Here is a 23,942-nt window from a genome sequence, read left to right on the forward strand (position 1 = left end):
GGGGTGCTGACAGTTTCTGACGTCCGAGTGATAATGCTCACCTTGGCCGCTCGGCCATGGATTCTGGTGAGAGAAGAGATGAAGAAGATATATGGAGTCGGGCTGCTGGCTGCGTTGCTGGCAGGTTGTGCCGGCAATGATGGCCGCAACGAAGATTACCGCTACACCGCACCGCAGGCGCTGGCGACCAACAATACCCAGACCATGCAGATCCCGGTTGATCTGGTCTGGTCCCGTGCCGAGAAGTGGTTTCAGGAGCACGGTCTGCAAATCGAGAATAGCCAGCGTGGTGCCGGTCTGATGACCGCCAACCTGCAACAGGCTGCCGATGGCCTGAAGTGGCTCGACTGCGGCACCATGGGGGCCAAGGTGGTCGCAGGGGACCCCAATGTGCAGGTTAACCTGATCATCACCCAAAGCGGTGATAGCAGCGTGGCCACCGTCAACGTCAAGGGCAACACCCAGCTCTTCTACGTGGAGGCTTCTGGCGACCGAGTGCCAGCTCCCTCCCTCACGCCGGTCTGCGTGTCGCGTGGCGAGCTGGAAAACAGCCTGTTTGCCTCGCTCGGCGACTGAGTCGGGAAGGGAAAAAGAAAAGCGGGGCCTAGCCCCGCTTTTCTTTTGCTGTCTGAGGCCCGCAGAGCGCTAGCGGGCTCCGTAGTTGTGAAAGCGGGCGTAGCCATCTTCGCTCAGCACGTAACCACTGCCATGCAGCAGTGACCAGTCGCCACTGCTCCAGCTGGGCTTATCCCCCTGATTCTGACGGGGCAGCATGATGGAGTCGCGCTCTGGCAGATAGATCTCGGCCTCGCTGCGATCCCGGGCGACCAGTACCCAGGCGCTGCGCGGATCGCCATGGTTGAGGGCGCCGAGCTTGACGGCCTGTTCGGCCGGAATGAGGCACTGCCCCATCAGTTGTGACCAACGATAACCCTCGCTGCGCACGCAGCCGTGCCGATCGGTGATCTGAGCGCTCTCTCCCCAGTCGGGGAGCAGGCTGCATCCTTGCAGTGCGGTAATCAGTACAACCATCCCTGTTGCTCGGCGCATCGCTTACTCCTGTTCGTCCCTCACGATGGCGATGTCGCTGAATCCCAGCTCGCGAAAGTAGTTCTCGCGAAACTCCTTGAGCATCTTGCGGTCGCGGCGGCTGATATTGACCACCTGCTCCTCCATGGCACGGTAACGCGCCAGATCGATACCCTCGGCAGTGGCAATCGCATCGTAAATGCTGTGGTGCTTGTCATTGGCATAGCCAATCGACTTGAGCTGTTTACGATAGCGGTAGGTAATGGTGAATGCCATGATCGCTCTCTGAATTTATGACTTTTGCCAGATACCCGCCTGCTGGCGGGTCAGCAGATAGAGGGCCTCGACTTTCTCGCGGGCCCACGGGGTGCGGCGCAGGAAGGTGAGGCTCGACTTGATGCTGGGGTCTTGAGTAAAGCAGCGGATGGGGATCTGCCGACCCAATTCGGGCCAGCCGTAGTGCTCCACCAGTTCGGTGACCATGGTGGCGAGCGTTATCCCGTGCAACGGGTTGTTCGGCTGGCTCATGGATTACCCCTTGAGGCGGGCAAACGGGGCGCCCATGCGGGTGACCACGCCCGGTTGCAGGTGTGGCTCGAACTGTTCGAGCATGCCCGGCCCAAACAGGCAGACGACGGTGCTGCCGAGTTTGAACAGCCCCATCTCCTCGGCTTTTTTCAAGGTGATGGCCTGCTCGCCGGGGTAATCCCAGCGCTTGACCTCTTTGCGGCCACAGGGGGCGATACAGCCCGCCCAGCGGGTTTCGATGCTGGCGACGATGGTGGCGCCGACCAGCACCATGGCCAGTGGCCCATGCTCGGTGCGGAAAGTGGCGACCACCCGCTCGTTGCGGGCAAACAGATTAGGCACGTTCTGGGCGGTTAAGGGGTTGACCGAGAAGAGATCCCCCGGCACGAACACCATGCTCTCCAGTACGCCGTCCAGCGGCATGTGGATGCGGTGATAATCCTTGGGCGCCAGATAGATGGTGGCAAAGTCACCGTCCTTGAACGGGGCCACCAGATCGTCAAAACCGCCGAGCAGTTCGCGAGCGCTGTAGTCGTGGCCCTTGGCCTGGATGACGCGCCCCTGGCGGATGGGGCCGAGCTGGCTGACGGTGCCATCGACCGGCAGAGCCAGGGTCATGGGGTCTTCCACCACGGGGCGCATCCCCTCTTTCAGCGGCCGGGTGAAGAAGTCATTGAAGCTCTTGTAGTGGGACGCCTCTTCGTGCAGTGCCTCACTCATGTTCACGCCATAGCGCTTGACGAAGGCTTCGATGATGCGGGTGGTCAGGCTGCCGGCTTCGGCGGCGGCCAGTTTGCCCACCAGGCGGGAGAGGAGATGCTTGGGCAGGCAGTACTGGCCAGCGATTTTCAGGTTGTCAGTGATGCTCATGATGCTCGTCTTCACAGGTAGATTCAGAGGCGGGCTTGCTGCCTGCCGTGGCGGGTTTCCTGCATCGATTCCAGGATCCGGTGATAGTTGCTGAAGCGCTCGCGGGTGATCTCGCCCCGCTCGACCGCCTCGCGCAGCACGCAGCCAGGGTCATCCTTGTGCGTGCAGTCGCGGAACTTGCAGCCACCCAGGTAGTCGCGAAACTCCACGAAACACCAAGTGACCCGCTCCGGCTCGAGGTGCCAGAGGGAGAATTCACGGATGCCGGGGGAGTCGATGAGATCGCCGCCGCTCGGGAAGTGGTAGAGGCGCGCCGTGGTGGTGGTGTGCTGGCCCAGCCCTGAGACCTCGGAGATCTCGCCGGTCAGCACGTCCAGCCCAGGCAGCAGGGAGTTGGTGAGCGACGACTTGCCGACCCCCGACTGACCCACGAAGATGCTCACCTTGTCGGCCAGGGTGGCCTTGAGGGCATCGAGCCCCTCGCCACTTTGGCTGCTCACCAGCAGCACGGGGTAACCGAGCCGGCGATAGACATCGAGTTGCTCCTCGACCGTGGCGCGCTCGGCCTCGCTCAGCATGTCGACCTTGTTGAGGACGATGAGGGGCGGGATCTCCACATCCTCGGCGGCCACCAGATAGCGGTCGACGATGTTGGTGGAGAACTCTGGCACCACGGCGGAGACGATGATGATCTGATCGATGTTGGCCGCGATCGGTTTGACCCCGTCATAGAAGTCGGGACGGGTCAGCACCGAATGGCGCGGATGCACCGCCTCGATGACGCCGGGCGACCCTTCCGCGTTGCCCGGCCGCCAGATCACCTTGTCGCCGCACACCACGCTGCCGAGGGTACGGCGCAGGTTGCAGCGGCGGGTGGTGCCGTCGTGCGACTCCACATCGGCATGCTGGCCGAAGCGGCTGATGACGATCCCCTCTTCGGGGGCGCCCAGCAGGCTGTCGTCGATCTGTGGCGCCCGATCCTTTTTCAAGTCGCTTAGGCGCTTGTCGCGGTTGGCTTGCACCCGCCGCTGCTGTCCCAGATTGAGTTTCGCTCTCTTTGCCACGCGATTCGCCGTTTTGCTGCTAAAAACAAAGCCAGTATGATACATGCAAATTCACAAAATGCCGCCAAAGAGTAAGCAAGATGACCGTTTCAGAGCAGAATCTGGTGTGGATCGACATGGAGATGACCGGCCTCGATCCCGAAGAGAATGTGGTGCTGGAGATCGCCTCTATCGTCACCGACAAGGATCTCAACGTGCTGGCCGAGGGGCCGGTGATTGCCATCCACCAGAGCGAAGCCGAGCTGGCCAAGATGGATGAGTGGAACCAGAACACCCATGGTGGCTCCGGCCTCATCGCGCGGGTCAAGGCCAGCCGCTATGACGAGGCGGCGGCCGTGGCCGAAACCCTCGCCTTTTTGCGCCAGTGGGTGCCCGAGTGCACCAGCCCCATGTGTGGCAACAGCATCGGCCAGGATCGCCGCTTCATGGTTAAGCACATGGCAGAGCTGGAGGCCTTCTTCCACTACCGCAACGTGGACGTCAGCACCATCAAGGAGCTGGTGCGGCGCTGGAAGCCCGAGATCCTCGGTGAGTTTACGAAGCAGGGCACCCACCAGGCGCTCGACGACATCCGCGAGTCGGTGGCCGAGCTGCGTTTCTACCGTGAGCGCGTCTTTACCATCTGAGTCGGGGTTGGCGGGGGGCTCGCCAGTTCGGCGAGCTTTTAGGCAGTCGTGCGAGGCACACCGAAAAAGCCCTTGCAATTGAAGTGCCCCCTCGTATAATTCGGCTCCCGTGCAGTAGCGCAAGTCGCGCCGCTGTGCGTTGCGGGAATAGCTCAGTTGGTAGAGCACGACCTTGCCAAGGTCGGGGTCGCGAGTTCGAGTCTCGTTTCCCGCTCCAAAATATCGTTGATGATGCCGCGTTGCGGGAATAGCTCAGTTGGTAGAGCACGACCTTGCCAAGGTCGGGGTCGCGAGTTCGAGTCTCGTTTCCCGCTCCAATCATCACGGTGACAATCTGTTGCGGGAATAGCTCAGTTGGTAGAGCACGACCTTGCCAAGGTCGGGGTCGCGAGTTCGAGTCTCGTTTCCCGCTCCAAACATCGCCGGTGGCACTCCGTTGCGGGAATAGCTCAGTTGGTAGAGCACGACCTTGCCAAGGTCGGGGTCGCGAGTTCGAGTCTCGTTTCCCGCTCCAATCCACTGCGATGACAATCTGTTTTGCGGGAATAGCTCAGTTGGTAGAGCACGACCTTGCCAAGGTCGGGGTCGCGAGTTCGAGTCTCGTTTCCCGCTCCAAATCTTTTGCAGATGCCATTCCGTTGCGGGAATAGCTCAGTTGGTAGAGCACGACCTTGCCAAGGTCGGGGTCGCGAGTTCGAGTCTCGTTTCCCGCTCCAAGCATCTTGCAGATGACCCTCCGTTGCGGGAATAGCTCAGTTGGTAGAGCACGACCTTGCCAAGGTCGGGGTCGCGAGTTCGAGTCTCGTTTCCCGCTCCAAATTTTCTTCTCAAGTCGTTCCTATTCTGCCAAGCAGAAAACATTCCTCTTTTCTCTTCTTGTCGCTTTATTCGCCGTTGCCTTGACCTGCCGCAATCGGCCTGCCCCTGCCTGTTTGGCGGCCCTCCTGCCTTTTTTATACTGGGATGGGATGAAAAAGGGAGGAGACCGTCATGCGCTTCCAGCAGATCAAGGATTTGCTGCTCTATATCGAGCAGGTACACCAGATGCTTTCTCGTCTCTATGGCCGCCTCGAGCGTCAGGCCGATGCCGAACGCAGCCGGTTGTTGCTGGCCTATCTGCGGGGCAGGGAGGATGCCGCCACCGGCCAGTTGCACGAGTATGCCAGCCAGCTCGGTGAGAGCGTGGCCGAGACCTGGCTTGAGCAGGGGATCTCCCACGACATGCTGGCGACCATCAACAGCACCACCTTGCCTGCCGACATGGACGGGGAGGCCATCATTGCGCTGGTCACCGGGTTTGAGCGGCAGTTGACCGAGGAGTTATCACGCATGGCGCGCGAGTGCCCGACCGACGGCACTGCCGCCTTGCTCGATGCCCTGGCCAGCCTCGAGCAGCAGCGCTTGACCCGCTTCGTGCACGGCGTGCATCGCTTTGACGACATGTGACCTAAAAAAACAGGGAGGCCTCGGGCCTCCCTGCTCGTTTTTGCGCCCGGCCTATTTACGCTTGCGCGCAGGGCTTTGGCGGGCAGCGGCATGCAGCGCCGCACCGATGATGCCGGCCTGGTTGAGGCTGGCGGCGGGCACCAGCGGCGCCCGGGTGGCAATCTTGTCGATGAACTTGTCCATCTTGGCGGCACTGCCGCCGCCGAGGATGAACAGATCGGGGGAGAAGAGAAACTCGAGGCGTGCCAGATATTGGTTGAAGCGCTTACCCCACTTGCTCCAGCTGAGATCCTCGCGTTTGCGGGCCGCATCGGAGCAGTAGCGCTCGGCGATCATCCCCTCCAGCATCAGATGGCCCAGCTCGGTGTTGGGCAGCAGTTGGCCGTTGACGAACACGGCGGTACCGATCCCGGTGCCGACCGTGACCAGGATGATCACGCCCTGCCGAGCCTTTCCTTCACCAAAGCGCATCTCGGCGATACCGGCGGCATCGGCGTCGTTGAGCACGAAGCAGGGCAGGCCGGTGATCTCGCGAAACAGATGCTCGACATCGGTCTCGACCCAGCTTGAGTCGATGTTGGCGGCACTTTTGGCGATCCCGTGCTGGATGGTGGCGGGAAAGCCGCAGCCGATCGGCCCCTTCCATTCGAAGTGTTCGACCAGCGCCTTGAGGGTATGGGCGACGGCCGCCGGCGTGGCGGGTTGCGGGGTTTGGATGCGGTGACGCTCACCGATCAGCTCACCGGTCGTGGTATCGACCAAACACCCTTTTATGCCGGAACCGCCGATATCGACACCCAATATTTGCATGCTTGACTCCTTGTCTGCGCCCATGGCGGCACAGAATGAAAAACCGGAAGAGGCTGCGCAAGGGGCAGCTTGCCTAGGCGTGATCCGGCAGACCTTTTTCGATGCAGCGGATCAATCGCTGCGTCTTCTTGTTTTCCGTATCGGCACGCAGGTGCAAGGTGGCGAGTGCCCACTCGATATGCTCGGCCACCAGAGAAGAGGCGTCGGGCAATGCCTGCTCAAGGGCGGCGATCACCTCGGCGTCGGCGGGGCCATTGCCCAGCGCGACCGCCAGGTTGCGGCGCCAGCGCTGATAGCCGATGCGGCGGATCGGGCTCCCCTCGGTGTGCGTGAGAAACGCCGCCTCATCCCATGACCAGAGCAGCAGCAATGGCGGCCGGTGCAGGGTGGGGCGCGGTGCGAAGTCCGGCTCCGGGCTGGCGGCGGCGTAGCGGTTCCACGGGCAGATAAGCTGGCAGTCGTCACAACCATAGATACGGTTGCCGAGCGCCGGACGCAGCTCGAGCGGGATCGGCTCGTCGCTCTCTATGGTGAGGTAGGAGATGCAGCGCCGCCCATCCACCACATAGGGGGCGACGATGGCGCCGGTCGGGCAGAGGGTGAGGCAGGCGGTGCATTTGCCGCACTGCTCTTTCTCCTGCGCAGTGTCGAGGGGGAGGGGGATATTGACCAGCAGCTCCCCGAGGAAGAAGAAGGAGCCCACCTCGGCATTGAGCAGCAGGGAGTGCTTGCCCACCCAGCCGAGGCCAGCCTTGGCGGCCAGTGGGCGCTCAAGCAGGGGGGCCGAATCGACGAAGGGGCGAAAACCCAGCTCGCCGCAGGCCCGTTCGATCCGCTCGCCAAGCTGCTTGAGGCGGCTGCGCAGCACCTTGTGGTAGTCGCGGCCGAGGGCGTAGCGGCTGATGTAGCCAAGACGCGGATCGCGCAAGGTGGCGGCAAAGCCCGCCTCGAAGGGGAGATAGTTCATGCGCAGCGAGATGACCCGCAGGGTGCCCGGCAGCAGTTCGTCGGGGCGGGCGCGCAACATGCCGTGGCGCGCCATGTACTCCATGCTGCCGTGATAGCCGGCATCGAGCCAAGCTTGCAGGCGCGGCTCTTCGAGGCGCAGGTCGGTATCTGTGATACCGGCCTGGTCAAAACCTAGCTCGCGTGCCCATAGCTTGATATGGTGGGCCAGAGCGTGCAGATCCGACGCGGGATCGGGCAGATCGGGAGCCGTCATGGGTGAGATCAAACAGGTCAGCAGGGAAACAGACGCAAGTTTACCACACAGCCTGTGGCGTGCCGAACAGATACGCCAGGCTGAGATCGCGCTGGCTGCCGCCGCGGGTATCTCCCTCTATGCACTGATGGAGCGGGCTGGCGGCGCGCTCGAGCAACATATTTTGCAGCGCTGGCCGGGTGCGCGGCGGGTTCTTATCTGCTGCGGCGCCGGCAATAACGGCGGCGATGGTTATGTGCTGGCGCGTCGCCTGCGCGAAAAGGGGCTGATGGTCACCGTGTTGGCGACCCGTGAGCCGGCTCGGCTCAAGGGGGATGCCGGCCGCGCCGCCAGTAGCTGGCTGGCAGCAGGGGGCAGTGTGCTGGGGGTTGATGCTCCAGTACCGGCGCCGGATCTGGTGATCGATGCCGTGCTCGGCACCGGCGTGGCACTGCCGGTGGAGGGCGACCCGGCACGGCTCATCGCCCGTATCAACCACTGGCAGCAAGAGGGAACCCCTGTGCTGGCGGTGGATCTCCCCTCCGGCTTGCAGGCCGATACCGGGTTGGTGCTGGGCGAGGTGGTGCAGGCCAGCGAGACCCTCACCTTCATCGGTCTCAAACCCGGTCTGCTGACCGGCGCCGGGCCCAACTGGTGCGGGCGGCTGAGCCTGGCGCCGCTGGGGCTCGCCATTGACCACTGGGGGGCGCCGGTGGCGCAACGCATCGACTACCCCGCTCTGGCTTCGCATCTGGCGCCGCGCCGGCGCACCGCCCACAAGGGGGATCACGGCCGGGTGCTGTTGGTGGGGGGCAATGCCGGCATGCAGGGCGCCATCTTGCTGGCGGCCCGCGCCGCCTTGCGCGCTGGTGCCGGATTGGTGCGGGTCTGCCAGCACCCCTCGTTGCCAGCGCCCAGTCTGAGCCAGCCCGAATTGATGCAGGCTGACCCGTCCGAGCTGGGGCTGGGGTGGGATTCGGTGCGGGTCATCGGCCCTGGTCTGGGGCAGGATGAGTGGGCGCGGCGCTGCTTTGCCGCTGCCCTGTGTCAGAACGAGTCGCTGGTGATCGATGCCGATGGCCTCAACCTGCTGGCGCAGCACCCCCTTCATCGGGATAATTGGGTGCTCACCCCTCACCCCGGCGAGGCCGCGCGTCTGCTCGGTTGCCGCGTGGCCGAGGTGGAGGCCGATCGCCTCGCCGCCGTGACGGCGCTACAGCAGCGCTATGGCGGTGTGGTAGTGCTCAAGGGGGCTGGCACCCTGATCCACGATGGGGAGCAACTGCGGCTGTGCAATGAGGGCAATCCCGGCATGGCCAGTGGCGGCATGGGCGATCTGTTATCTGGTATAATCGCCGCCCTGCTCGCCCAGGGGCTGCCGGCCGCTCAGGCCGCCGCACTCGGGGTGGCCCTGCATGGCGAAGCCGGCGATCTGGCTGCCACCGAGGGGGAGAGAGGCATGCTGGCCTCGGATCTGCTGCCCTGGGTGCGCCGTCTGGTTAATCCGCAAATATCACAAGAACGATAGAGAACATGACAAAACAGTTGTTACTGTCGCTGTCCGATGAGGCGGCGACCGTGGCCCTCGGTGGGCGTCTGGCCCAGGCCTTGAGCGTGGCGACCACCGTCTTCCTGCACGGCGACCTTGGCGCCGGCAAGACCACCCTGACCCGTGGCTGGGTGCAGGGGCTGGGCCATCAGGGCAAGGTAAAGAGCCCGACCTATACCCTGGTTGAACCTTATGAATTGGCCGGTTGGCAGGTGTATCACTTCGATCTCTATCGCCTTGCCGATCCTGAAGAGCTGGAGTTCATGGGGATTCGTGACTACTTCGCCGAGCGCACCCTGTGCCTGGTGGAGTGGCCCGAGAGGGGGGAGGGGTGGTTGCCAGCCCCGGATCTTGAGATCACCCTGCGTTATGTGGGCGAGCAGCGGGAGGCCGAACTGGTCGCCCGCTCTGCCGTCGGTGAAGCCTTGCTACAACGGATCTGATACGTGCGTTTTCTTGTCGCCTTTTTGCTTACTCTGACCGTTTTCCCCGCTTGGGCCAACCAGCTCAAGGGGGTGCGGATCTGGCCGTCGCCCGACAGCACCCGGGTGGTGCTGGATATGGCCAGCGCCCCCGATTACTCCTTTTCCACCCTGACCGGCCCGGATCGGCTGGTGATCGATATCAAGAATACCAGCAACGGCACCAATCTGGCCCGGGTCGAGAACAAGAGCCAGTTGGTGCGAAAAATCCGTGAGAGCTCTCCCCTCAACAAGGGGGAAATGCGCTTGGTGATGGATCTCAGCAGTGCCATCAAGCCGGTGGTCTTTCCGCTGGCGCCGGCAGGGCCTTATGGCCACCGTCTGGTGATCGATCTCCCCTTCGAGGAGAAGGGGGCGGCGCAGGCATCCAACAAGCCGGTCAATCGCAACGGCCACCCCGACATCGTCATCGCCATCGATGCTGGCCATGGGGGGGAAGACCCCGGCTCCATCGGCCCGCGCCGCACCTTTGAAAAGCGGGTGACCCTGGGGATCTCCCAGAAATTGGCGGCCCTCATCGATCGCGAGCCCGGCCTGCGCGCCGTGATGACCCGGCGCGGCGACTACTTTGTCGATCTCAACCGCCGCTCCGACATCGCCCGCCGGGCCAAGGCGGATCTGCTCATCTCGGTGCATGCCGACAGCTTCAATGACTCGCGTCCGCGTGGCGCCTCGGTTTGGGTGCTTTCGACCAACAGGGCCAACCGAGAGATGGGCCGTTGGCTGGAGCAGCAGGAGAAGCAGTCCGAGCTGCTCGGCGGGGTGGGCAAGGTGATCTCCGAATCGGACCCCAACCCCTATCTGGCGCGCACCTTCCTCGATCTGTCGATGGATAAGTCGCGGGCCGAAGGTTATGACGTGAGCCGGCAGATCCTGCGCCAATTGGGTCAGGTCGCACGACTGCACAAGCAGGTGCCGCAGCACGCCAGTCTGGCGGTGCTCAAATCCCCCGACATCCCCTCTGTGCTGGTCGAAACCGGGTTTATCTCCAACCATGAGGAGGAGAAACAACTCGCTTCCGGCGCCTATCAGGAGAAGATCGCCCGCGCCATCTTCCAGGGGATCCGCACTTATTATCGCAGCCACCCGACTAAGGGGCCGATGCTGACCGGTAAGGGGCGGCCGGCGGCCAGTCAAAGCACGGCGTCCACGGCTCGCCCTGCCGCCCAGGCTCCGGCGACCGTCGCGCCGACTCGCTCAGGAAGTGGCGCGGCCAGTGCCTCTGGCGCCGGGGTGATCAAGCCCTACCGCGAGGTGGCCAATACCCCGAGCCGCCCGGCCGCCAGTGCGGCGGGCCAGGGGGCGAGCGGACGCCACGTGGTCAAGCGCGGTGAGAGCCTCTCCTTGCTGGCCTTTCGCTATAACACCACCCAGTCGGCGCTGGTTGAGCTAAATAACCTGAAGTCCCGTGAAATCCAGGTGGGCCAGATCCTCAAGGTGCCGGCTGCGCGGGTCGCGCCGGTGGCGGCCAAATCCCCGCTGCGCCATCAGGTCAAGCGTGGCGAGAGCCTGTCTCGGCTGGCCGAACGCTATGGGGTGACCCAAGCGCGGCTGGTTGAATACAACAACCTCAAGTCGCGGGAGATCCAGGTCGGCCAGGTGCTGAAGATCCCGCAGGAGTAAGCCATGCCGATCCGAATCCTGCCCCCTATGCTGGCCAACCAGATCGCGGCCGGCGAGGTGGTGGAACGCCCCTCCTCCGTGGTCAAGGAGCTGGTGGAAAACAGTCTGGATGCCGGTGCCGATCGCATCGAAATCGACATCGAGAAAGGGGGGGCCAAGCTGGTCCGCATCCGCGACAACGGCTGCGGTGTGCCTCAGGATGAACTGGTGCTAGCCTTGTCGCGCCACGCCACCTCCAAGGTGGAAACCCTGGACGATCTCGAAGGCATTATGAGCCTTGGGTTTCGCGGCGAGGCGCTGGCCTCCATCAGTTCGGTGTCGCGGCTCACCTTCACGTCACGCACCGAGAGCCAGAGCGAAGCCTGGCAGGCCCAGGCCGAAGGGCGTGAGATGGCGGTGACGGTGCGCCCTGCCGCCCACCCGGTCGGCACCACGGTAGAGGTGGTGGATCTCTTCTTCAACACCCCGGCCCGGCGCAAGTTCCTGCGTAGTGAGAAGACCGAGTTCGCCCACATCGATGAGCTGATCCGCCGTATCGCGCTGGCCCGCTTCGATGTCACCCTGATCCTGCGTCACAACGGCAAAGCGGTGCGTCAGTACCGCGCCGCCCAGACGGTGCAGGAGCAGGAGCGGCGTCTGGCCGCCGTTTGTGGTTCCCCCTTCATGCATCATGCACTGGCGGTCGAGAGCGAGCACAGCGACGTGCATCTGCGCGGCTGGATCTGCTCGGCGCAGGGGGGCAGGCCGCAAAACGATCTGCAATACACCTACGTCAATGGCCGCATGATGCGCGATAAGCTGATCAATCACGCCATCCGTCAGGCCTACGACGAGCTGCTGCCCGCAGAGCAGCATGCTGCTTATGTGCTCTACATCGAACTCGATCCGCGCCAGGTGGATGTCAACGTTCATCCGGCCAAGCACGAGGTGCGTTTTCACCAGGCGCGGCTGGTGCATGACTTCATCTTCCAGGCCCTCTACACCGCCTTGCGTCAGCACGGAGACCCTGAGCTGCCGCTCGCCGAGAGCCAGGTTGAGCTCCCCGCTGCGCCGGCGCCCTCTTATCCCGGGCAGGCCCCCCGCGCCGATTGGTATGGGGCTGAGCACGCCTACAAACCGGCCCCCGCGCTGGCAGAAGGCGCGCCGGCATCGGTGGGGCGTGCTGGCTATGGTGGGCGTGCGGAGCGGGAGGAGATCGATCCCAGGGCGGTGCGCGGCATGCAGGCGCTGCTTACCACCCTGCCGCCGGCCGCGACTGGCGCCGAGCCCTCTTTGCCTACCGAGACGACGAGTGAGGCGCCGCTGCGCGCCCTCACTCTGGTGGCCGGCCGCCATCTGCTGTGGGAGCAAGGGGGCGAGCTGGCCCTGCTCTCGTTACGCCGGGCCGAGTGCGCACTGCTGCTGGGACACCTGCGTGAGCAGTGGGGGCAGGGGCTGACCAGCCAGCCCTTGTTGCTGCCGGTCTCCCTCAAGTTACCGGATTCCCTGCTCGAGCAGGTTGCTGTGAGGGGGGAGCAGCTGCGCCGCATGGGCTTTGAGTTGAAAAGCGGTGCCCGCGACACCATGATCCTGACCCGGGTGCCGGCGCTGCTGCGTAGCAGCGATCTGGCCCGCCTCTTCCCCGAGTTGCTACAACTGCTGGCCAGCCAGCCCGAGGTGCTAGGGGAACAGGAGGTCGAGGTGCTCTGTCGCTGGTTGCTCGAGCACGGTATCGCGGTGGCCAAGGTATATGATTTTGCGACCGCCAGCCGGCTGTTGCTGGAGCTGGCACAAGTGCCAGGCCAACTGGAGGACGTGCGCCTGATGCGCCGGGTCTCCCTGACCCCCCTGATGGAGGAGCTGGATCGTGGCTGAGTTGCCGCACGCGATTTTTCTGATGGGGCCGACCGCCTCGGGCAAGACGGATCTGGCGATTGCGCTCACCAGGGCGCTGCCCTGTGACATCATCAGCGTCGATTCGGCGCTGATCTACCGTGGCATGGACATCGGCACCGCCAAGCCGAGTCAGGCTGAACTGGCGGCAGCGCCGCACCGTTTGATCGATATCCTCGATCCGGCGCAGAGCTACTCGGCGGCGGATTTTCGCCGTGATGCCCTGCGCGAGATGGCCGACATCGCTGGGCGTGGCCGTATCCCGCTGCTGGTGGGGGGCACCATGCTCTATTTCAAGGCGCTACTTGAAGGGCTGTCGCCGCTCCCCTCGGCTGATCCCGAGGTGCGTCGCCAACTGGAAGATGAGGCTGCGCGCCTTGGCTGGCAGGCATTGCATGACGAGCTCAAACGCATCGACCCGGTGGCGGGGGCGCGCATCCACCCCAACGACCCACAGCGGCTGAGTCGGGCGCTCGAAGTCTATCGGATCAGCGGCAAGACCTTGACCGAGCTGACCCAGACTCAAGGGGAGGCGTTGCCCTATCGGGTGAGTCAGTTCGCCATCGCCCCCGAAGAGCGTGGTGAGCTGCACCGGCGTATCGAGCTGCGCTTTGACCTGATGTTGGCAGGTGGGTTCGAGCAGGAGGTACGCCAGCTCTACCAGCGGGGTGATCTGACGCCGGATCTGCCTTCTATCCGCTGCGTGGGATATCGCCAGATGTGGGATTATCTCGCCGGTGAGGTCGGGTATGATGAGATGCGTTACCGTGGCATAGTGGCCACCCGCCAACTGGCCAAGCGTCAAATGACCTGGTTACGTGGCTGGCCTGAAGTCACCTGGCTGACCTCGGGCGCCAAGGATAATGTACAACGAGTGGTTGAGGCCGTTGGTGCGGCTTGACACTCCTTGTATAATCAGGTTGTTATATCGGCGAAAGACGATTTACAACTACAAACAAAATGAAGGAAAGAAAGATGGCTAAGGGGCAATCTCTTCAAGACCCGTTTTTGAATGCGCTGCGCCGTGAGCGTATTCCGGTTTCTATCTATTTGGTGAACGGCATCAAGTTGCAAGGCCAGATCGAGTCTTTTGACCAATTCGTTATCCTGCTCAAGAACACCGTGAGCCAGATGGTCTACAAGCATGCCATTTCCACCGTGGTGCCGGCCCGCGCCGTCAACCATCACCAGCAAGCTGCCCCGGCCGGCCAGTCCGACGAGCCGCAGGGTGACAGTGAAGCCTGACCCTAACCGGGCTATCCGCTTGGATAGCCCAAGGACATTGAAGGAGTCAACGCTTGTTTGACCGTTATGAAGCAGGCGAACAGGCTGTTTTGGTGCACGTCAACTTCAGTGATGAGGGTGAAAGGGAAGACCTTGAAGAGCTGAAAATGCTGGTCAGCTCGGCCGGGGTCAATACCCTGGCCGTCATCACTACCAGCCGGGGTGCACCCAGTTCCAAATTCTTCGTAGGCAGTGGCAAGGCCGAAGAGATCGCCGATCAGGTACACATGCTCGGTGCCGATGTGGTGATCTTCAACCATGCCCTGACCCCCGCCCAGGAACGTAACCTGGAAAAACTGGTGCAGTGTCGCGTGGTCGACCGCACCGGCCTGATCCTCGATATCTTTGCCCAGCGGGCCCGTACCCATGAAGGTAAGTTGCAGGTTGAGCTGGCTCAATTGCGTCATCTCTCAACCCGTCTGGTGCGCGGCTGGACCCACCTTGAACGCCAGAAGGGGGGGATTGGCCTGCGTGGCCCGGGTGAAACCCAACTTGAAACCGACCGTCGTCTGCTGCGTGAGCGCATCAAGTACATACTGCGCCGGCTCGATAAGGTGGCCAAGCAGCGTGAACAGGGGCGCCGCGCCCGCAATCGCAACGAGGTACCGACGGTCTCTTTGGTGGGTTACACCAATGCCGGCAAGTCTACTTTGTTCAACCAACTTACAGCTGCCAGCGTGTATGCTGCCGACCAGCTTTTTGCCACCCTCGATCCGACCCTGCGTCGCCTCGAGATAAAAGATGTCGGGGATGTGATTCTGGCCGATACGGTTGGATTCATCCGACATCTGCCCCATGATCTGGTTGCCGCCTTCAAGGCAACCCTGCAAGAGACCCGTGAGGCCGACTTGTTGCTGCATGTGGTGGACTGCGCTGATGAGCAGATGCAGGACAACATCGACTCGGTACAGAGTGTGTTGACCGAGATTGAGGCCGATGACCGTCCGCAGTTGATGATCTGCAACAAGATCGACAAACTGGCTGATCGACCTGTCGCGCTCGAGAGAGACGACACCGGCAAACCGGTGCGGGTCTGGCTGTCGGCACAGAGTGGAGCAGGCTGTGAGTTGCTTCAGCAGGCCCTGAGCGAACTGCTCTCGGGTACCATGGTGCATCACCTGTTGCGTCTGCCTCCTTCGGAGGCCCGTCTGCGCAGCCTGTTTTACCGGCTCAAGGGCATTGAGCAGGAGAGCTTCAGTGAAGAGGGGGACTGCCTGCTGGAAGTACGCCTCGCGGTGGCCGACTGGAATCGGCTGCTCAAGCAAGAGGGCGATTTGTTACAACGCTTTATCAGCCATTGAGCCGATAAAGACCATTTTCCATCTGCATGACTTAATTGGAGACGCTGATGGCTTGGAATGAGCCTGGAAATAACGGCAAAGACCGTGACCCCTGGGGGAACAACGGCAAGAATCAGGGACCTCCCGATTTGGATGATCTCCTGCGCAATCTGAATCGCCGCCTGGGCGGTTTGTTCGGTGGCAATCGCAGCGGTGGCAGCGGTATGGGTAAGGCGGGTCTCTCCATCGCGCTGGCGGTGGGGGTCGTCGTCTGGGTGGTGAGCGGTTTCTACACCATCAAGGAAGCGGAGCGTGGCGTGGTGCTGCGTTTTGGTAACTACTCCCACTCTGTCGAGCCGGGTCTGCGCTGGAAGCCCACCTTCATCGACGAGGTTTATCCGGTCGATGTGGAGTCGGTACGCTCCCTGCCGGCCTCCGGCTTTATGCTGACTCAGGATGAGAACCTGGTGCGCGTCGAGATGGACGTGCAGTACCGGGTGGTGGATCCGCAGGCGTATCTGTTCAGCGTGACCAATGCCGACGAGAGCCTGAGCCAGGCCACTGACAGCGCCCTGCGCTATGTAGTGGGCCACAGCACCATGGATGACATCCTGACCACGGGTCGTGAGAAGGTGCGCCGTGAGACCTGGGACAACCTAGAGAAGATCATCGAGCCTTATCACCTGGGCTTGCAGGTTGTTGACGTGAACTTCCTGCCGGCTCGTCCGCCGGAGGAGGTGAAGGATGCATTCGATGACGCCATCTCGGCTCAGGAAGATGAGCAGCGCTTCATCCGTGAGGCGGAAGCCTATGCCCGTGAAGTAGAGCCGAAGGCCCGTGGTCAGGCCAAGCGCCTGGAAGAGGAAGCCGAAGCCTACAAGTCGCAGATCGTACTGCGTGCTGCCGGTGAGGTCTCCCGTTTCAACGAGCTGCTGCCTCAGTATCAGGCTGCGCCTAAGCTGACGCGTGACCGTATCTATCTCGAGACCATGGAGAAGATCTACCAGCAGGCCAACAAGGTGCTTGTGGATCTGCCCAATGGCAGCAACAGCATGATTTATCTGCCGCTCGACAAGCTGGGGCAAACGCCTAAGGCTGCCAAGAGTGCCGATGCGTCGAATGCGGTACAGAATATCACCCCGACCAGCCAGACCGTGGTAGAGGGGGGCAACAGTGCTCCTGTACCGCTGCGTGGCGGGGATCGTTTCACGGGGAGGAATTGATCTGATGAAGAAACTGGCTATTGGGCTGGTTGCCCTGGTTGCCCTGATGGGCTTCACCTCGGTATTCGTGGTCAAGGAAGGTCAGCGCGGCATCGTCGTGCAGTTTGGTAAGGTGAAGCGTGATGGCGAAGGGCTGCCGCGTATCTACGAGCCGGGCCTGCACTTCAAGGTGCCCTTCATCGATGGGGTACGCCGCCTCGATGCCCGCATCCAGACGCTGGATGGTCAGGCTGACCGTTTCGTCACCTCGGAGAAGAAAGACCTCATCATCGACTCCTACGTGAAGTGGCGTATCGATGACTTTGCCAAGTTCTATCTGGCAACCGGCGGTGGTAACCAGGCGCAAGCCGAATCCCTGCTGCGCCGTCAGATCAACAACGGTCTGCGCTCCCAGATTGGTGGTCGCACCATCAAGGATATCGTCTCTGGCTCCCGTGGCACCGTGATGGAAGAGGCGCTGAAGAACTCCGCCCGCTCTGCCGAGCTGGGTATTCGGGTGGTGGATGTGCGTATCAAGCAAATCAACCTGCCGACTGAGGTCTCCAACTCCATCTATCAGCGGATGCGTGCCGAGCGTAACGCCGTTGCTCGTGAGCATCGCTCCCAGGGCCGCGAGAAGGCGGAGGTGTTGCGTGCCGATATCGATCGCAAGGTCACCGTGATGATCGCCGAGGCTGAGCGCAAGTCACGCCAACTGCGTGGTGAAGGGGATGCCGAGGCAGCCAAGATCTACTCCGAAACCTACAAGAAGGACCCGGAGTTCTTCAACTTCGTGCGCAGCATGGAGGCCTACACCAAGAGCTTCTCTGGGGGCGATGACATCATGGTCATCAAGCCCGACAGCGAGTTCTTCCGCTTCCTCAAGCAGCCGCAAGGCGCTCAGTAATCGAACCTGTGATGGGGGCCTGCATGTCAGGCCCCTTTTTTTATGGAAGCCATGGATGAAGAGTCTGCTTATTGGTTTTGGGTTGATGCTGCTGTTCGAAGGGCTTGGCCCTCTGCTGTTTCCCCGCTTGTGGCAGCGGGTGCTGCGTCAGATAGGGGGGTGGCCTGCGGCCAGCTTGCACCGCTTGGGTGGCGCGCTGGTGGTCAGCGGCTTGGTGATCCTCTGGATGGTCATGCGGGAATAAAAAAAGAGAGCCGAGGCTCTCTTTTTTTATGGGGAAGCGGCGGATCAGGCGCTGCGCTGCACCGCCATATGAGCCAGCATCTCCAACGCCTCACGATGAGGGCCGGCTGGCAGCGGCGCGAGGGCGGCAATGGCCTTGTCGGCCTCCTCACGGGCCCGCTGGCGGGAGTAATCGAGGGCGCCGGTGCGCTCCAGCGTGGCCAGAACGCGCTCCAGATGATCCATGCCGTTGCGCAGCTCGATGGCATCGCGGATCAGCTGGCGCTCCTCTGCATTGCCGACGGCCATGGCGTGCAGCAGTGGCAGCGTCGGCTTACCTTCAGCCAGATCGTCGCCGACGTTCTTACCCATGTCCTTGCTGTCGGAGCAGTAGTCCATCACGTCATCGATGATCTGGAAGGCGGTGCCGAGATACTTGCCGTAATCGGTCATGGCCTGCTCGATATCCGGCGACTGATGGGTGAGCACGGCCGCGAGGCGGGTTGCCGCCTCGAACAGCTTGGCGGTCTTGCAGTAGATGACCGTCATGTAACTCGCTTCAGTGGTATCCGGGTCATTGCAGTTCATCAACTGCAACACCTCTCCCTCGGCAATGGTGTTGGTGGCGTCGGCCAAGATTTCCATGATGCGCAGATTGGAGAGTTCTGACATCATCTGAAACGAGCGGCTGTAGAGGTAGTCCCCCACCAACACGCTGGCGGCGTTGCCGAACATAGCGTTGGCGGTCTCCCGACCGCGGCGCAGATCGGACTCGTCCACCACGTCATCGTGCAGCAGGGTGGAGGTGTGGATGAACTCTATGATGGCGGCCAGTTTGATATGGTCATTGCCGTCATAACCCAGGGCGCGGGCGGCGAGTACGGTAAGCAGGGGACGCATCCGTTTTCCGCCAGCGCTGATGATGTAGTAGCCGAGCTGGTTGATCAGGCTGACATCAGACTGCAACCGGTCGATGATCAAAGCGTTGACCGCCGTCATGTCGGCATCGGCCAGCGCGCGAATTCCCTGTTGGTCCATAGTTCTCGTTGTCTTGACGGCAGTCGTGACTGCCCTAGATTGCGGTTGCGGGGATTTTACACGAATTCACTATGGGTTACAGTTAAGCGTTTGGTGTGCCGGCAGAGGTGCGCACAAAATAAACTTTCTTTTAAATTGACCTTGCTTGAGAGGATCAATTTGCGTAAAATGCCGGCCCATTGTTATTCAGTTTTTGCGCACGTCTGCCAAGAGCAAAAGATGTGCCTATACGGAGTTAAAAAATGTACGCGGTATTCCAAAGCGGCGGAAAACAACACCGTGTAGCCGAAGGTCAAGTCGTTCGTCTGGAAAAGCTGGACGTCGAGACCGGTGCTGCCATCGAGTTCGATAAAGTTCTGATGGTTGCCGAAGGCGACACTTTCAAGGTTGGCGCTCCCTTCGTAGAAGGCGGCAAGGTAACGGCTGAAGTCGTTGCCCACGGCCGTGGCGACAAGGTCATGATCATCAAGTTCCGTCGTCGTAAGCACCATCGTAAGCAGATGGGCCATCGTCAGTGGTTCACTGAAGTCAAGATCACTGGCATCAGCGCTTAATCTTAAGGAGTCCGATAAATGGCACACAAAAAAGCTGGCGGTTCTTCCCGCAACGGTCGCGATTCCGAAGCCAAACGCCTGGGCGTGAAGCGTTTCGGTGGCGAGTCTGTTCTGGCTGGCAACATCATCGTTCGTCAACGTGGTACCAAGTTCCACGCTGGTGACAATGTTGGTCTGGGCAAGGACCACACCCTGTTCGCTACCGCGAACGGCAAGGTGAAGTTCGAAGTTAAAGGTCCGAAGAACCGTAAGTACGTCAGCATCGTTGCTGAGTAATTACGGACCGCAAGGACCCGAGGCCCCGCCAACTGGCGGGGCTTTTGTTTGTGCAGGAAAACGGAACGCGAAGGGTTCTCCCCTGACAGCGGGCATTACTATAATGGCGTATCGGTTTTCGAGTTGAGGTGATGGTTATCCATGAAGTTTGTTGATGAAGCCCTGATTCGGGTCGACGCCGGTGACGGTGGCAACGGTTGCGTGAGCTTCCGTCGTGAGAAGTACATCCCCAACGGCGGGCCAGATGGTGGCGACGGCGGGGATGGCGGTGACGTCTACCTGATGGCCGATGAGAACCTCAACACCCTGATCGACTACCGTTTCGAGCGTTTCCACGCTGCCGAGCGCGGGGAAAATGGTCGGGGCGCCAACTGTACTGGCCGTCGTGGCAAGGATTTGATCCTGCGCGTCCCGGTCGGTAGCCGTGCGACGGATGAAGATACCGGCGAACTGCTGGGCGATCTGACCCGTCATGAACAGAAGCTGCTGGTGGCCAAGGGGGGCTTCCATGGCCTCGGCAACACCCGTTTCAAGAGTTCGGTCAACCGAGCCCCGCGTCAGAAGAGCAACGGCACCCCGGGTGAAGTGCGTAATCTGCGCCTTGAGCTGCTGCTGCTGGCCGACGTTGGGATGCTGGGCCTGCCCAATGCCGGCAAGTCCACCTTCATCCGCGCCGTCTCTGCCGCCAAGCCCAAGGTGGCTGATTATCCCTTCACCACCCTGGTGCCGAACCTCGGTGTGGTGCGTGGGGAGAATAGCCGCTCCTTCGTCATCGCCGATATTCCGGGGCTGATCGAGGGGGCTGCCGAAGGGGCTGGTCTGGGCATCCGCTTCCTCAAGCACCTTGAGCGCTGCCGCGTGTTGCTGCACCTGGTCGATATCTGCCCGTTCGATGGCTCGGATCCGGCCGAAAATGCCGTGACCATAGTCCAGGAGCTGGAGAAGTACAGCCCCGAGCTGGCCGCCAAGCCGCGCTGGCTGGTGTTCAACAAGCTGGATCTCATCCTCGAGGAAGAGGCGCAGGAAGTGATGGATCGCGTTAAGGCGGCACTCGGTCACGAAGGCCCCACCTACGCCATCACCGCCATCAGCAAGGAAGGGACCCAGAAGGTCTGCTACGACATCATGGATCTGCTGGACACCATGCCGCGCCAGATGGAGCAGGATGCCCGTGACGCCATCGAGAAGGCCGAGTTCAAGTGGGATGACTATCATCGCAACCAGCTCGCCCAGATCGAAGAGGCGGCCGCCGTTGACGACCTTGATGATGATGACTGGGACGATGAGGATGATGACGGGGTCGAAATCATCTACGTTCGAGACTGATCCTCACCAGAAGCCGCCTCTCATGAGGCGGCTTTTTTGTTTTAGTGCAATCCTCCCTCGCGCTGGCTGACGTAGAATGAGCGTTCTCTACTGGCAAGGACTTCAGGGAAGATGAAACAGGTTAGTCCAAGGCGGGTACTGTCGCGGGAGCAGCAGACAGAAGTGACCCGCATCATCGTCAAGGTGGCTCAGATGCTGGCCCAGTTCGGGGCAGAGAGTCGCATCATCGAACAAACCACGGTTCGCATCGGGCTGGCCCTCGGCCTTGAGAGCGTCGAGATGGCCATCTCGTCGAGCGCCATCGTAGTCACCAGCCTCTATGCGGGCAGTTGCGTCACCACCACCCGACGGGTGCGCGAACATGGCATCAACATGCAGGTGGTGTGCGAGATCCAGCGGATCTGCATCCTGGTCGAGAAGGAACTTATCGGCGCTATCGAGGTGCGGCAGCGGCTCGAGGCCATCGTGCCCTTCCACTATCATCCCTGGCTGGTGGTGCCCATGGTCGGTCTCTCCTGCGGCGCTTTCAGCCTGTTGTTTGGCGGTGACTGGCCGGTCTTTCTCATCACCTCGCTGGCGGCGGCGGTGGCCATGCGGGTACGCCAGCTGATGGCGCGCCATCACCACAGCCCGCTGATCAATTTCGCCGTCACCGGTTTCATCGCCACCCTGCTCGCCTCGAGTGCCACCTTCTTCGGCTGGGGTGAGCAACCCTATCTGGCGATGGCGGCCAGCGTGCTGCTGCTGGTGCCGGGCTTCCCACTCATCAATGCGGTCTCCGACATGGTGAAGGGCTACTTCAACATGGGTCTGGCCCGCTGGGGTACGGCAACCCTGCTCACCATGAGCGCCGCGCTCGGTATCTTGTTGGCCATGTCGGTGACCGGGATCTGGGGGTGGAAGGTATGATGGATCTGCTCTGGCTCCTGGCCAAGGACGCCTTCTGGTCGGCCATCCCTGCGGTGGGGTTTGCCATGATTTTCAACGTGCCGCCGCGCCTGCTCAAGTATTGCGCCATGGGCGGAGCGCTGGCCCACAGTCTGCGCACCCTGCTCATCCACTCCGGGGTGCCGATCGAGTGGGCCACCCTGGCGGCGGCCACCACGGTCGGCTTTGTCTGCGTCTATTGGGCGCGTCGTCTGCTGGTGCCGCGCCCGGTGTTCAGCGTGGCCAGCATCATTCCGATGATCCCCGGCAGCTTCGCCTTCAAGGCGATGATCTCCATCGTCGAGCTCAACATCAACGGCTTCTCCCTGACCTTGCTCGAAAATGCGCTGGAGAACGGCCTCAAGGCACTGTTCATCGTCGCAGCATTGAGCTTCGGTCTGGCGATCCCCTCATTGGTCGTGTACCGTAACCGGCCCATAGTGTGAGGGAGATGCGATGAAGATAGCCATGATTGCCGCCATGGCCCGGGATCGGGTGATCGGCCGCGACAACGCCATGCCCTGGCATCTGCCGGCGGATCTAGCCCATTTCAAGCAAGTGACCATGGGCAAGCCGATCCTGATGGGGCGGCGCACCTTCGAATCCATCGGACGTCCGCTGCCGGGTCGCCGCAATCTGGTGATCAGCTCCAATCCGAGCTATGCCCCTGCAGGGGTTGAGGTGGTGGATTCCATTGAGGCCGCCTTTGCCGCTCTGGCGGGGTCGCCGGAAGTGATGGTGATCGGCGGGGGTCGGCTCTATGGCCAGTTGCTCGAGCTGGCCGATACCCTCTACCTGACCCACATCGAGCTGACCGTGGAGGGGGACACCCGCTTCCCCGATTACCACCAGCTCTCATGGCGCCAGGTGGCTGAAGAGGCGCACCAGCCCGATGAGCGCAATCCCTATGCCTACCGCTTCGAGACATTGGAGCGGTTGCGCTGAGAAGCGTAAAAAGCAAAGAGGCCACCCTAGGGTGGCCTCTTTGTCATGTCGTGCCTGTCACTTGGCGTGAACAGGGCAGGGGGTGGCGATGAGGGCATCATCCTCGTAGCGCCACAGAGTCAGGCTGTTGCCCCAGACACAGCCGGTGTCGAGCGCCTTGATGTCGGCCACGGAGCACTGACCCATCAACGCCGCCCAGTGGCCGAAGACGATGATGGGGTCATCGACATGGTGCTCGCGCTGCTCGAACCAAGGGCGCAGGCCGGGGGTTGACTCCTTCGGCCCCAGCTTGCACTTGAAGTCGAGACGGCCGTCGAAGTAGCAAAAACGCATCCGGGTGAAGACGTTGATGATGTAGCGGTAGCGCTCGATCCCGGTCAGCTCGTTGCTCCAACTGTCGGGGTGATCCCCGTACATGTGCTTGAGCAGCCACTGGTAGTGCTCTCCTTGCAACAGGCTTTCGACTTCACGGGCGCACTGGCGGGCTAGGGTTACGTCCCAGGCCGGTGAGAGACCGGCGTGCACCATCAGCAGCGGATGCTCGGGGTGTTCGGCCAGCAGCGGTTGGAAGCGCAGCCAGTCGAGCAGCTCGGCGGCATCGGGCGCCTTGATGATGGGCTCGATCTTGTCTTTCTTTTTGAGCGGGGCATGGCCGCCCGCCACCGCAAGCAGATGCAGATCGTGATTGCCGAGCACGGTGACGGCCCGCTCGCCGAGGGATTTGACGAAGCGCAGTACGCCGAGTGAATCGGGGCCGCGGGCGACCAGATCACCGCACAGCCAGAGGGTATCCTCGGTCGGATCGAACTTGGCAAGGTCCAGCAGACGGCGCAGATCGTCATAGCAACCCTGGACATCGCCGACAAAACAGTTAGCCATGA

The 23,942-nt window shown here is 61.9% G+C and carries 28 protein-coding genes and 7 tRNA genes; 26 read left to right on the top strand and 9 right to left on the bottom strand.

All coding sequences use genetic code 11. The features are described from left to right. Positions 1-78 precede the first annotated feature (78 nt). Positions 79-576, top strand: a complete 498-nt coding sequence (locus FE240_RS01270) for a hypothetical protein (RefSeq protein ID WP_193003070.1) — start codon at positions 79-81, stop codon at positions 574-576. Positions 577-645: 69 nt separating this feature from the next. Here the strand turns inward: FE240_RS01270 and FE240_RS01275 are convergent, their stop codons facing one another. From FE240_RS01275 to rsgA, 5 genes are read right to left on the bottom strand one after another with little or no spacing between them, the layout of a single operon-like run. Further along, positions 646-1,050 carry a hypothetical protein gene (locus FE240_RS01275; protein WP_193003071.1) on the bottom strand — a complete coding sequence of 135 codons (405 nt, stop codon included), beginning with the start codon at positions 1,048-1,050 and terminating at the stop codon, positions 646-648. Positions 1,051-1,053: 3 nt separating this feature from the next. Continuing rightward, on the bottom strand, positions 1,054-1,305 hold the full coding sequence (locus FE240_RS01280) for a DUF2960 family protein (RefSeq protein ID WP_042044966.1): 252 nt from the start codon (positions 1,303-1,305) through the stop codon (positions 1,054-1,056). A gap of 15 nt (positions 1,306-1,320) precedes the next feature. Further along, positions 1,321-1,557 carry a VF530 family protein gene (locus FE240_RS01285; RefSeq protein WP_193003072.1) on the bottom strand — a complete coding sequence of 79 codons (237 nt, stop codon included), beginning with the start codon at positions 1,555-1,557 and terminating at the stop codon, positions 1,321-1,323. Positions 1,558-1,560: 3 nt separating this feature from the next. After that, on the bottom strand, positions 1,561-2,427 hold the full coding sequence (gene asd / locus FE240_RS01290) for an archaetidylserine decarboxylase (RefSeq protein ID WP_193003073.1): 867 nt from the start codon (positions 2,425-2,427) through the stop codon (positions 1,561-1,563). Between the two features lie 23 nt (positions 2,428-2,450). Next, positions 2,451-3,491 carry a small ribosomal subunit biogenesis GTPase RsgA gene (gene rsgA / locus FE240_RS01295; protein WP_226798930.1) on the bottom strand — a complete coding sequence of 347 codons (1,041 nt, stop codon included), beginning with the start codon at positions 3,489-3,491 and terminating at the stop codon, positions 2,451-2,453. A gap of 80 nt (positions 3,492-3,571) precedes the next feature. Here rsgA and orn point away from each other — a divergent pair, with 80 nt between their 5' ends. The 9 genes from orn to FE240_RS01340 all read left to right on the top strand — a co-directional run bounded on the left by orn (position 3,572) and on the right by FE240_RS01340 (position 5,563). Continuing rightward, the gene (gene orn / locus FE240_RS01300; RefSeq protein WP_193003075.1) at positions 3,572-4,117 is read left to right on the top strand and encodes an oligoribonuclease; all 546 of its coding nucleotides are present in this window, start codon (positions 3,572-3,574) and stop codon (positions 4,115-4,117) included. 141 nt (positions 4,118-4,258) lie between these two features. After that, positions 4,259-4,334 (top strand) — tRNA-Gly (locus FE240_RS01305). A gap of 24 nt (positions 4,335-4,358) precedes the next feature. Continuing rightward, a tRNA-Gly gene (locus FE240_RS01310) sits at positions 4,359-4,434 on the top strand. A gap of 22 nt (positions 4,435-4,456) precedes the next feature. After that, positions 4,457-4,532: transfer RNA gene (locus FE240_RS01315), tRNA-Gly, on the top strand. Between the two features lie 23 nt (positions 4,533-4,555). Then, positions 4,556-4,631 (top strand) — tRNA-Gly (locus tag FE240_RS01320). 25 nt (positions 4,632-4,656) lie between these two features. Next, positions 4,657-4,732, top strand: a tRNA-Gly gene (locus FE240_RS01325). Positions 4,733-4,757: 25 nt separating this feature from the next. Next, positions 4,758-4,833, top strand: a tRNA-Gly gene (locus tag FE240_RS01330). Between the two features lie 25 nt (positions 4,834-4,858). Further along, positions 4,859-4,934: transfer RNA gene (locus tag FE240_RS01335), tRNA-Gly, on the top strand. Between the two features lie 173 nt (positions 4,935-5,107). Next, positions 5,108-5,563 (top strand): hypothetical protein, encoded by a 456-nt coding sequence (locus FE240_RS01340; RefSeq protein WP_193003076.1) that lies wholly within the window; start codon positions 5,108-5,110, stop codon positions 5,561-5,563. Between the two features lie 51 nt (positions 5,564-5,614). Here the strand turns inward: FE240_RS01340 and ppgK are convergent, their stop codons facing one another. After that, complete coding sequence (gene ppgK / locus FE240_RS01345) at positions 5,615-6,373, bottom strand: polyphosphate--glucose phosphotransferase (RefSeq protein WP_193003077.1); 759 nt, start codon at positions 6,371-6,373, stop codon at positions 5,615-5,617. Between the two features lie 73 nt (positions 6,374-6,446). Then, complete coding sequence (queG, locus tag FE240_RS01350) at positions 6,447-7,595, bottom strand: tRNA epoxyqueuosine(34) reductase QueG (RefSeq protein WP_193003078.1); 1,149 nt, start codon at positions 7,593-7,595, stop codon at positions 6,447-6,449. On the opposite strand from queG, the gene FE240_RS01355 reads away from it, so the two are divergent. From FE240_RS01355 to FE240_RS01400, 10 genes are all read left to right on the top strand, one after another. Next, positions 7,594-9,102, top strand: coding sequence for an NAD(P)H-hydrate dehydratase (locus tag FE240_RS01355; protein WP_193003079.1), 1,509 nt, complete (start codon positions 7,594-7,596; stop codon positions 9,100-9,102). The two genes, queG and FE240_RS01355, sit on opposite strands and share 2 nt — an antisense overlap. Before the next feature lie 5 nt (positions 9,103-9,107). Further along, on the top strand, positions 9,108-9,566 hold the full coding sequence (gene tsaE, locus FE240_RS01360) for a tRNA (adenosine(37)-N6)-threonylcarbamoyltransferase complex ATPase subunit type 1 TsaE (RefSeq protein WP_193003080.1): 459 nt from the start codon (positions 9,108-9,110) through the stop codon (positions 9,564-9,566). A gap of 3 nt (positions 9,567-9,569) precedes the next feature. Continuing rightward, a complete protein-coding gene (locus FE240_RS01365) occupies positions 9,570-11,228 on the top strand; it encodes an N-acetylmuramoyl-L-alanine amidase (RefSeq protein ID WP_193003081.1) in 1,659 nt (552 codons plus the stop codon). A 3-nt stretch (positions 11,229-11,231) separates the two neighbouring features. Further along, on the top strand, positions 11,232-13,082 hold the full coding sequence (mutL, locus tag FE240_RS01370) for a DNA mismatch repair endonuclease MutL (RefSeq protein ID WP_193003082.1): 1,851 nt from the start codon (positions 11,232-11,234) through the stop codon (positions 13,080-13,082). A gap of 1 nt (position 13,083) precedes the next feature. Next, a complete protein-coding gene (miaA, locus tag FE240_RS01375) occupies positions 13,084-14,001 on the top strand; it encodes a tRNA (adenosine(37)-N6)-dimethylallyltransferase MiaA (RefSeq protein ID WP_404800071.1) in 918 nt (305 codons plus the stop codon). Positions 14,002-14,075: 74 nt separating this feature from the next. After that, positions 14,076-14,345, top strand: a complete 270-nt coding sequence (hfq, locus tag FE240_RS01380; RefSeq protein ID WP_042044979.1) for an RNA chaperone Hfq — start codon at positions 14,076-14,078, stop codon at positions 14,343-14,345. A 53-nt stretch (positions 14,346-14,398) separates the two neighbouring features. Then, the gene (gene hflX / locus FE240_RS01385; protein WP_193003083.1) at positions 14,399-15,685 is read left to right on the top strand and encodes a ribosome rescue GTPase HflX; all 1,287 of its coding nucleotides are present in this window, start codon (positions 14,399-14,401) and stop codon (positions 15,683-15,685) included. Positions 15,686-15,732: 47 nt separating this feature from the next. Continuing rightward, the gene (gene hflK, locus FE240_RS01390) at positions 15,733-16,887 is read left to right on the top strand and encodes an FtsH protease activity modulator HflK (protein ID WP_193003084.1); all 1,155 of its coding nucleotides are present in this window, start codon (positions 15,733-15,735) and stop codon (positions 16,885-16,887) included. A gap of 4 nt (positions 16,888-16,891) precedes the next feature. Beyond that, complete coding sequence (hflC, locus tag FE240_RS01395) at positions 16,892-17,773, top strand: protease modulator HflC (protein ID WP_193003085.1); 882 nt, start codon at positions 16,892-16,894, stop codon at positions 17,771-17,773. A gap of 55 nt (positions 17,774-17,828) precedes the next feature. Next, on the top strand, positions 17,829-18,017 hold the full coding sequence (locus tag FE240_RS01400; RefSeq protein ID WP_193003086.1) for a DUF2065 domain-containing protein: 189 nt from the start codon (positions 17,829-17,831) through the stop codon (positions 18,015-18,017). 44 nt (positions 18,018-18,061) lie between these two features. Here FE240_RS01400 and ispB read toward each other — a convergent pair whose 3' ends face one another. Continuing rightward, positions 18,062-19,033, bottom strand: coding sequence for an octaprenyl diphosphate synthase (gene ispB, locus FE240_RS01405; RefSeq protein WP_193003087.1), 972 nt, complete (start codon positions 19,031-19,033; stop codon positions 18,062-18,064). Between the two features lie 242 nt (positions 19,034-19,275). Between ispB and rplU the strand changes: the two genes are divergently transcribed. The 6 genes from rplU (at position 19,276) to folA (ending at position 23,061) form a co-directional block, all read left to right on the top strand. Beyond that, the gene (gene rplU, locus FE240_RS01410) at positions 19,276-19,587 is read left to right on the top strand and encodes a 50S ribosomal protein L21 (protein ID WP_042044986.1); all 312 of its coding nucleotides are present in this window, start codon (positions 19,276-19,278) and stop codon (positions 19,585-19,587) included. Between the two features lie 18 nt (positions 19,588-19,605). After that, a complete protein-coding gene (gene rpmA / locus FE240_RS01415) occupies positions 19,606-19,863 on the top strand; it encodes a 50S ribosomal protein L27 (RefSeq protein WP_005345817.1) in 258 nt (85 codons plus the stop codon). A 141-nt stretch (positions 19,864-20,004) separates the two neighbouring features. Then, positions 20,005-21,189: an Obg family GTPase CgtA gene (gene cgtA / locus FE240_RS01420; protein WP_193003088.1), complete on the top strand. Its 1,185-nt coding sequence runs from the start codon at positions 20,005-20,007 to the stop codon at positions 21,187-21,189. A gap of 111 nt (positions 21,190-21,300) precedes the next feature. After that, entirely contained in the window at positions 21,301-22,098 is a 798-nt protein-coding gene (locus tag FE240_RS01425) for a threonine/serine exporter family protein (RefSeq protein ID WP_042044988.1), read from the top strand. Further along, a complete protein-coding gene (locus tag FE240_RS01430) occupies positions 22,095-22,562 on the top strand; it encodes a threonine/serine exporter family protein (protein ID WP_193003089.1) in 468 nt (155 codons plus the stop codon). The genes FE240_RS01425 and FE240_RS01430 overlap by 4 nt, the downstream gene beginning before the upstream one ends. 10 nt (positions 22,563-22,572) lie before the next feature. Beyond that, positions 22,573-23,061, top strand: a complete 489-nt coding sequence (gene folA / locus FE240_RS01435) for a type 3 dihydrofolate reductase (RefSeq protein ID WP_193003090.1) — start codon at positions 22,573-22,575, stop codon at positions 23,059-23,061. A gap of 57 nt (positions 23,062-23,118) precedes the next feature. Here folA and FE240_RS01440 read toward each other — a convergent pair whose 3' ends face one another. Continuing rightward, positions 23,119-23,940, bottom strand: a complete 822-nt coding sequence (locus FE240_RS01440) for a symmetrical bis(5'-nucleosyl)-tetraphosphatase (protein WP_193003091.1) — start codon at positions 23,938-23,940, stop codon at positions 23,119-23,121. Positions 23,941-23,942 lie beyond the last annotated feature (2 nt).

The sequence above is a fragment of the Aeromonas simiae genome, assembly GCF_014892695.1.
Lineage (GTDB): Bacteria > Pseudomonadota > Gammaproteobacteria > Enterobacterales > Aeromonadaceae > Aeromonas > Aeromonas simiae.

Coding starts and splice junctions, on each gene's coding strand:
- FE240_RS01440 (WP_193003091.1), bottom strand. CDS start 23,940: ATGGCTAACTGTTTTGTCGGCGATGTCCAGGGTTGCTATGACGATCTG.
- tsaE (WP_193003080.1), top strand. CDS start 9,108: ATGACAAAACAGTTGTTACTGTCGCTGTCCGATGAGGCGGCGACCGTG.
- FE240_RS01430 (WP_193003089.1), top strand. CDS start 22,095: ATGATGGATCTGCTCTGGCTCCTGGCCAAGGACGCCTTCTGGTCGGCC.
- hflK (WP_193003084.1), top strand. CDS start 15,733: ATGGCTTGGAATGAGCCTGGAAATAACGGCAAAGACCGTGACCCCTGG.
- FE240_RS01285 (WP_193003072.1), bottom strand. CDS start 1,557: ATGAGCCAGCCGAACAACCCGTTGCACGGGATAACGCTCGCCACCATG.
- hflC (WP_193003085.1), top strand. CDS start 16,892: ATGAAGAAACTGGCTATTGGGCTGGTTGCCCTGGTTGCCCTGATGGGC.
- orn (WP_193003075.1), top strand. CDS start 3,572: ATGACCGTTTCAGAGCAGAATCTGGTGTGGATCGACATGGAGATGACC.
- asd (WP_193003073.1), bottom strand. CDS start 2,427: ATGAGCATCACTGACAACCTGAAAATCGCTGGCCAGTACTGCCTGCCC.
- FE240_RS01355 (WP_193003079.1), top strand. CDS start 7,594: ATGGGTGAGATCAAACAGGTCAGCAGGGAAACAGACGCAAGTTTACCA.
- mutL (WP_193003082.1), top strand. CDS start 11,232: ATGCCGATCCGAATCCTGCCCCCTATGCTGGCCAACCAGATCGCGGCC.
- FE240_RS01280 (WP_042044966.1), bottom strand. CDS start 1,305: ATGGCATTCACCATTACCTACCGCTATCGTAAACAGCTCAAGTCGATT.
- FE240_RS01400 (WP_193003086.1), top strand. CDS start 17,829: ATGAAGAGTCTGCTTATTGGTTTTGGGTTGATGCTGCTGTTCGAAGGG.
- hfq (WP_042044979.1), top strand. CDS start 14,076: ATGGCTAAGGGGCAATCTCTTCAAGACCCGTTTTTGAATGCGCTGCGC.
- folA (WP_193003090.1), top strand. CDS start 22,573: ATGAAGATAGCCATGATTGCCGCCATGGCCCGGGATCGGGTGATCGGC.
- ispB (WP_193003087.1), bottom strand. CDS start 19,033: ATGGACCAACAGGGAATTCGCGCGCTGGCCGATGCCGACATGACGGCG.
- FE240_RS01340 (WP_193003076.1), top strand. CDS start 5,108: ATGCGCTTCCAGCAGATCAAGGATTTGCTGCTCTATATCGAGCAGGTA.
- queG (WP_193003078.1), bottom strand. CDS start 7,595: ATGACGGCTCCCGATCTGCCCGATCCCGCGTCGGATCTGCACGCTCTG.
- FE240_RS01425 (WP_042044988.1), top strand. CDS start 21,301: ATGAAACAGGTTAGTCCAAGGCGGGTACTGTCGCGGGAGCAGCAGACA.
- rpmA (WP_005345817.1), top strand. CDS start 19,606: ATGGCACACAAAAAAGCTGGCGGTTCTTCCCGCAACGGTCGCGATTCC.
- cgtA (WP_193003088.1), top strand. CDS start 20,005: ATGAAGTTTGTTGATGAAGCCCTGATTCGGGTCGACGCCGGTGACGGT.
- FE240_RS01270 (WP_193003070.1), top strand. CDS start 79: ATGAAGAAGATATATGGAGTCGGGCTGCTGGCTGCGTTGCTGGCAGGT.
- ppgK (WP_193003077.1), bottom strand. CDS start 6,373: ATGCAAATATTGGGTGTCGATATCGGCGGTTCCGGCATAAAAGGGTGT.
- FE240_RS01275 (WP_193003071.1), bottom strand. CDS start 1,050: ATGCGCCGAGCAACAGGGATGGTTGTACTGATTACCGCACTGCAAGGA.
- rplU (WP_042044986.1), top strand. CDS start 19,276: ATGTACGCGGTATTCCAAAGCGGCGGAAAACAACACCGTGTAGCCGAA.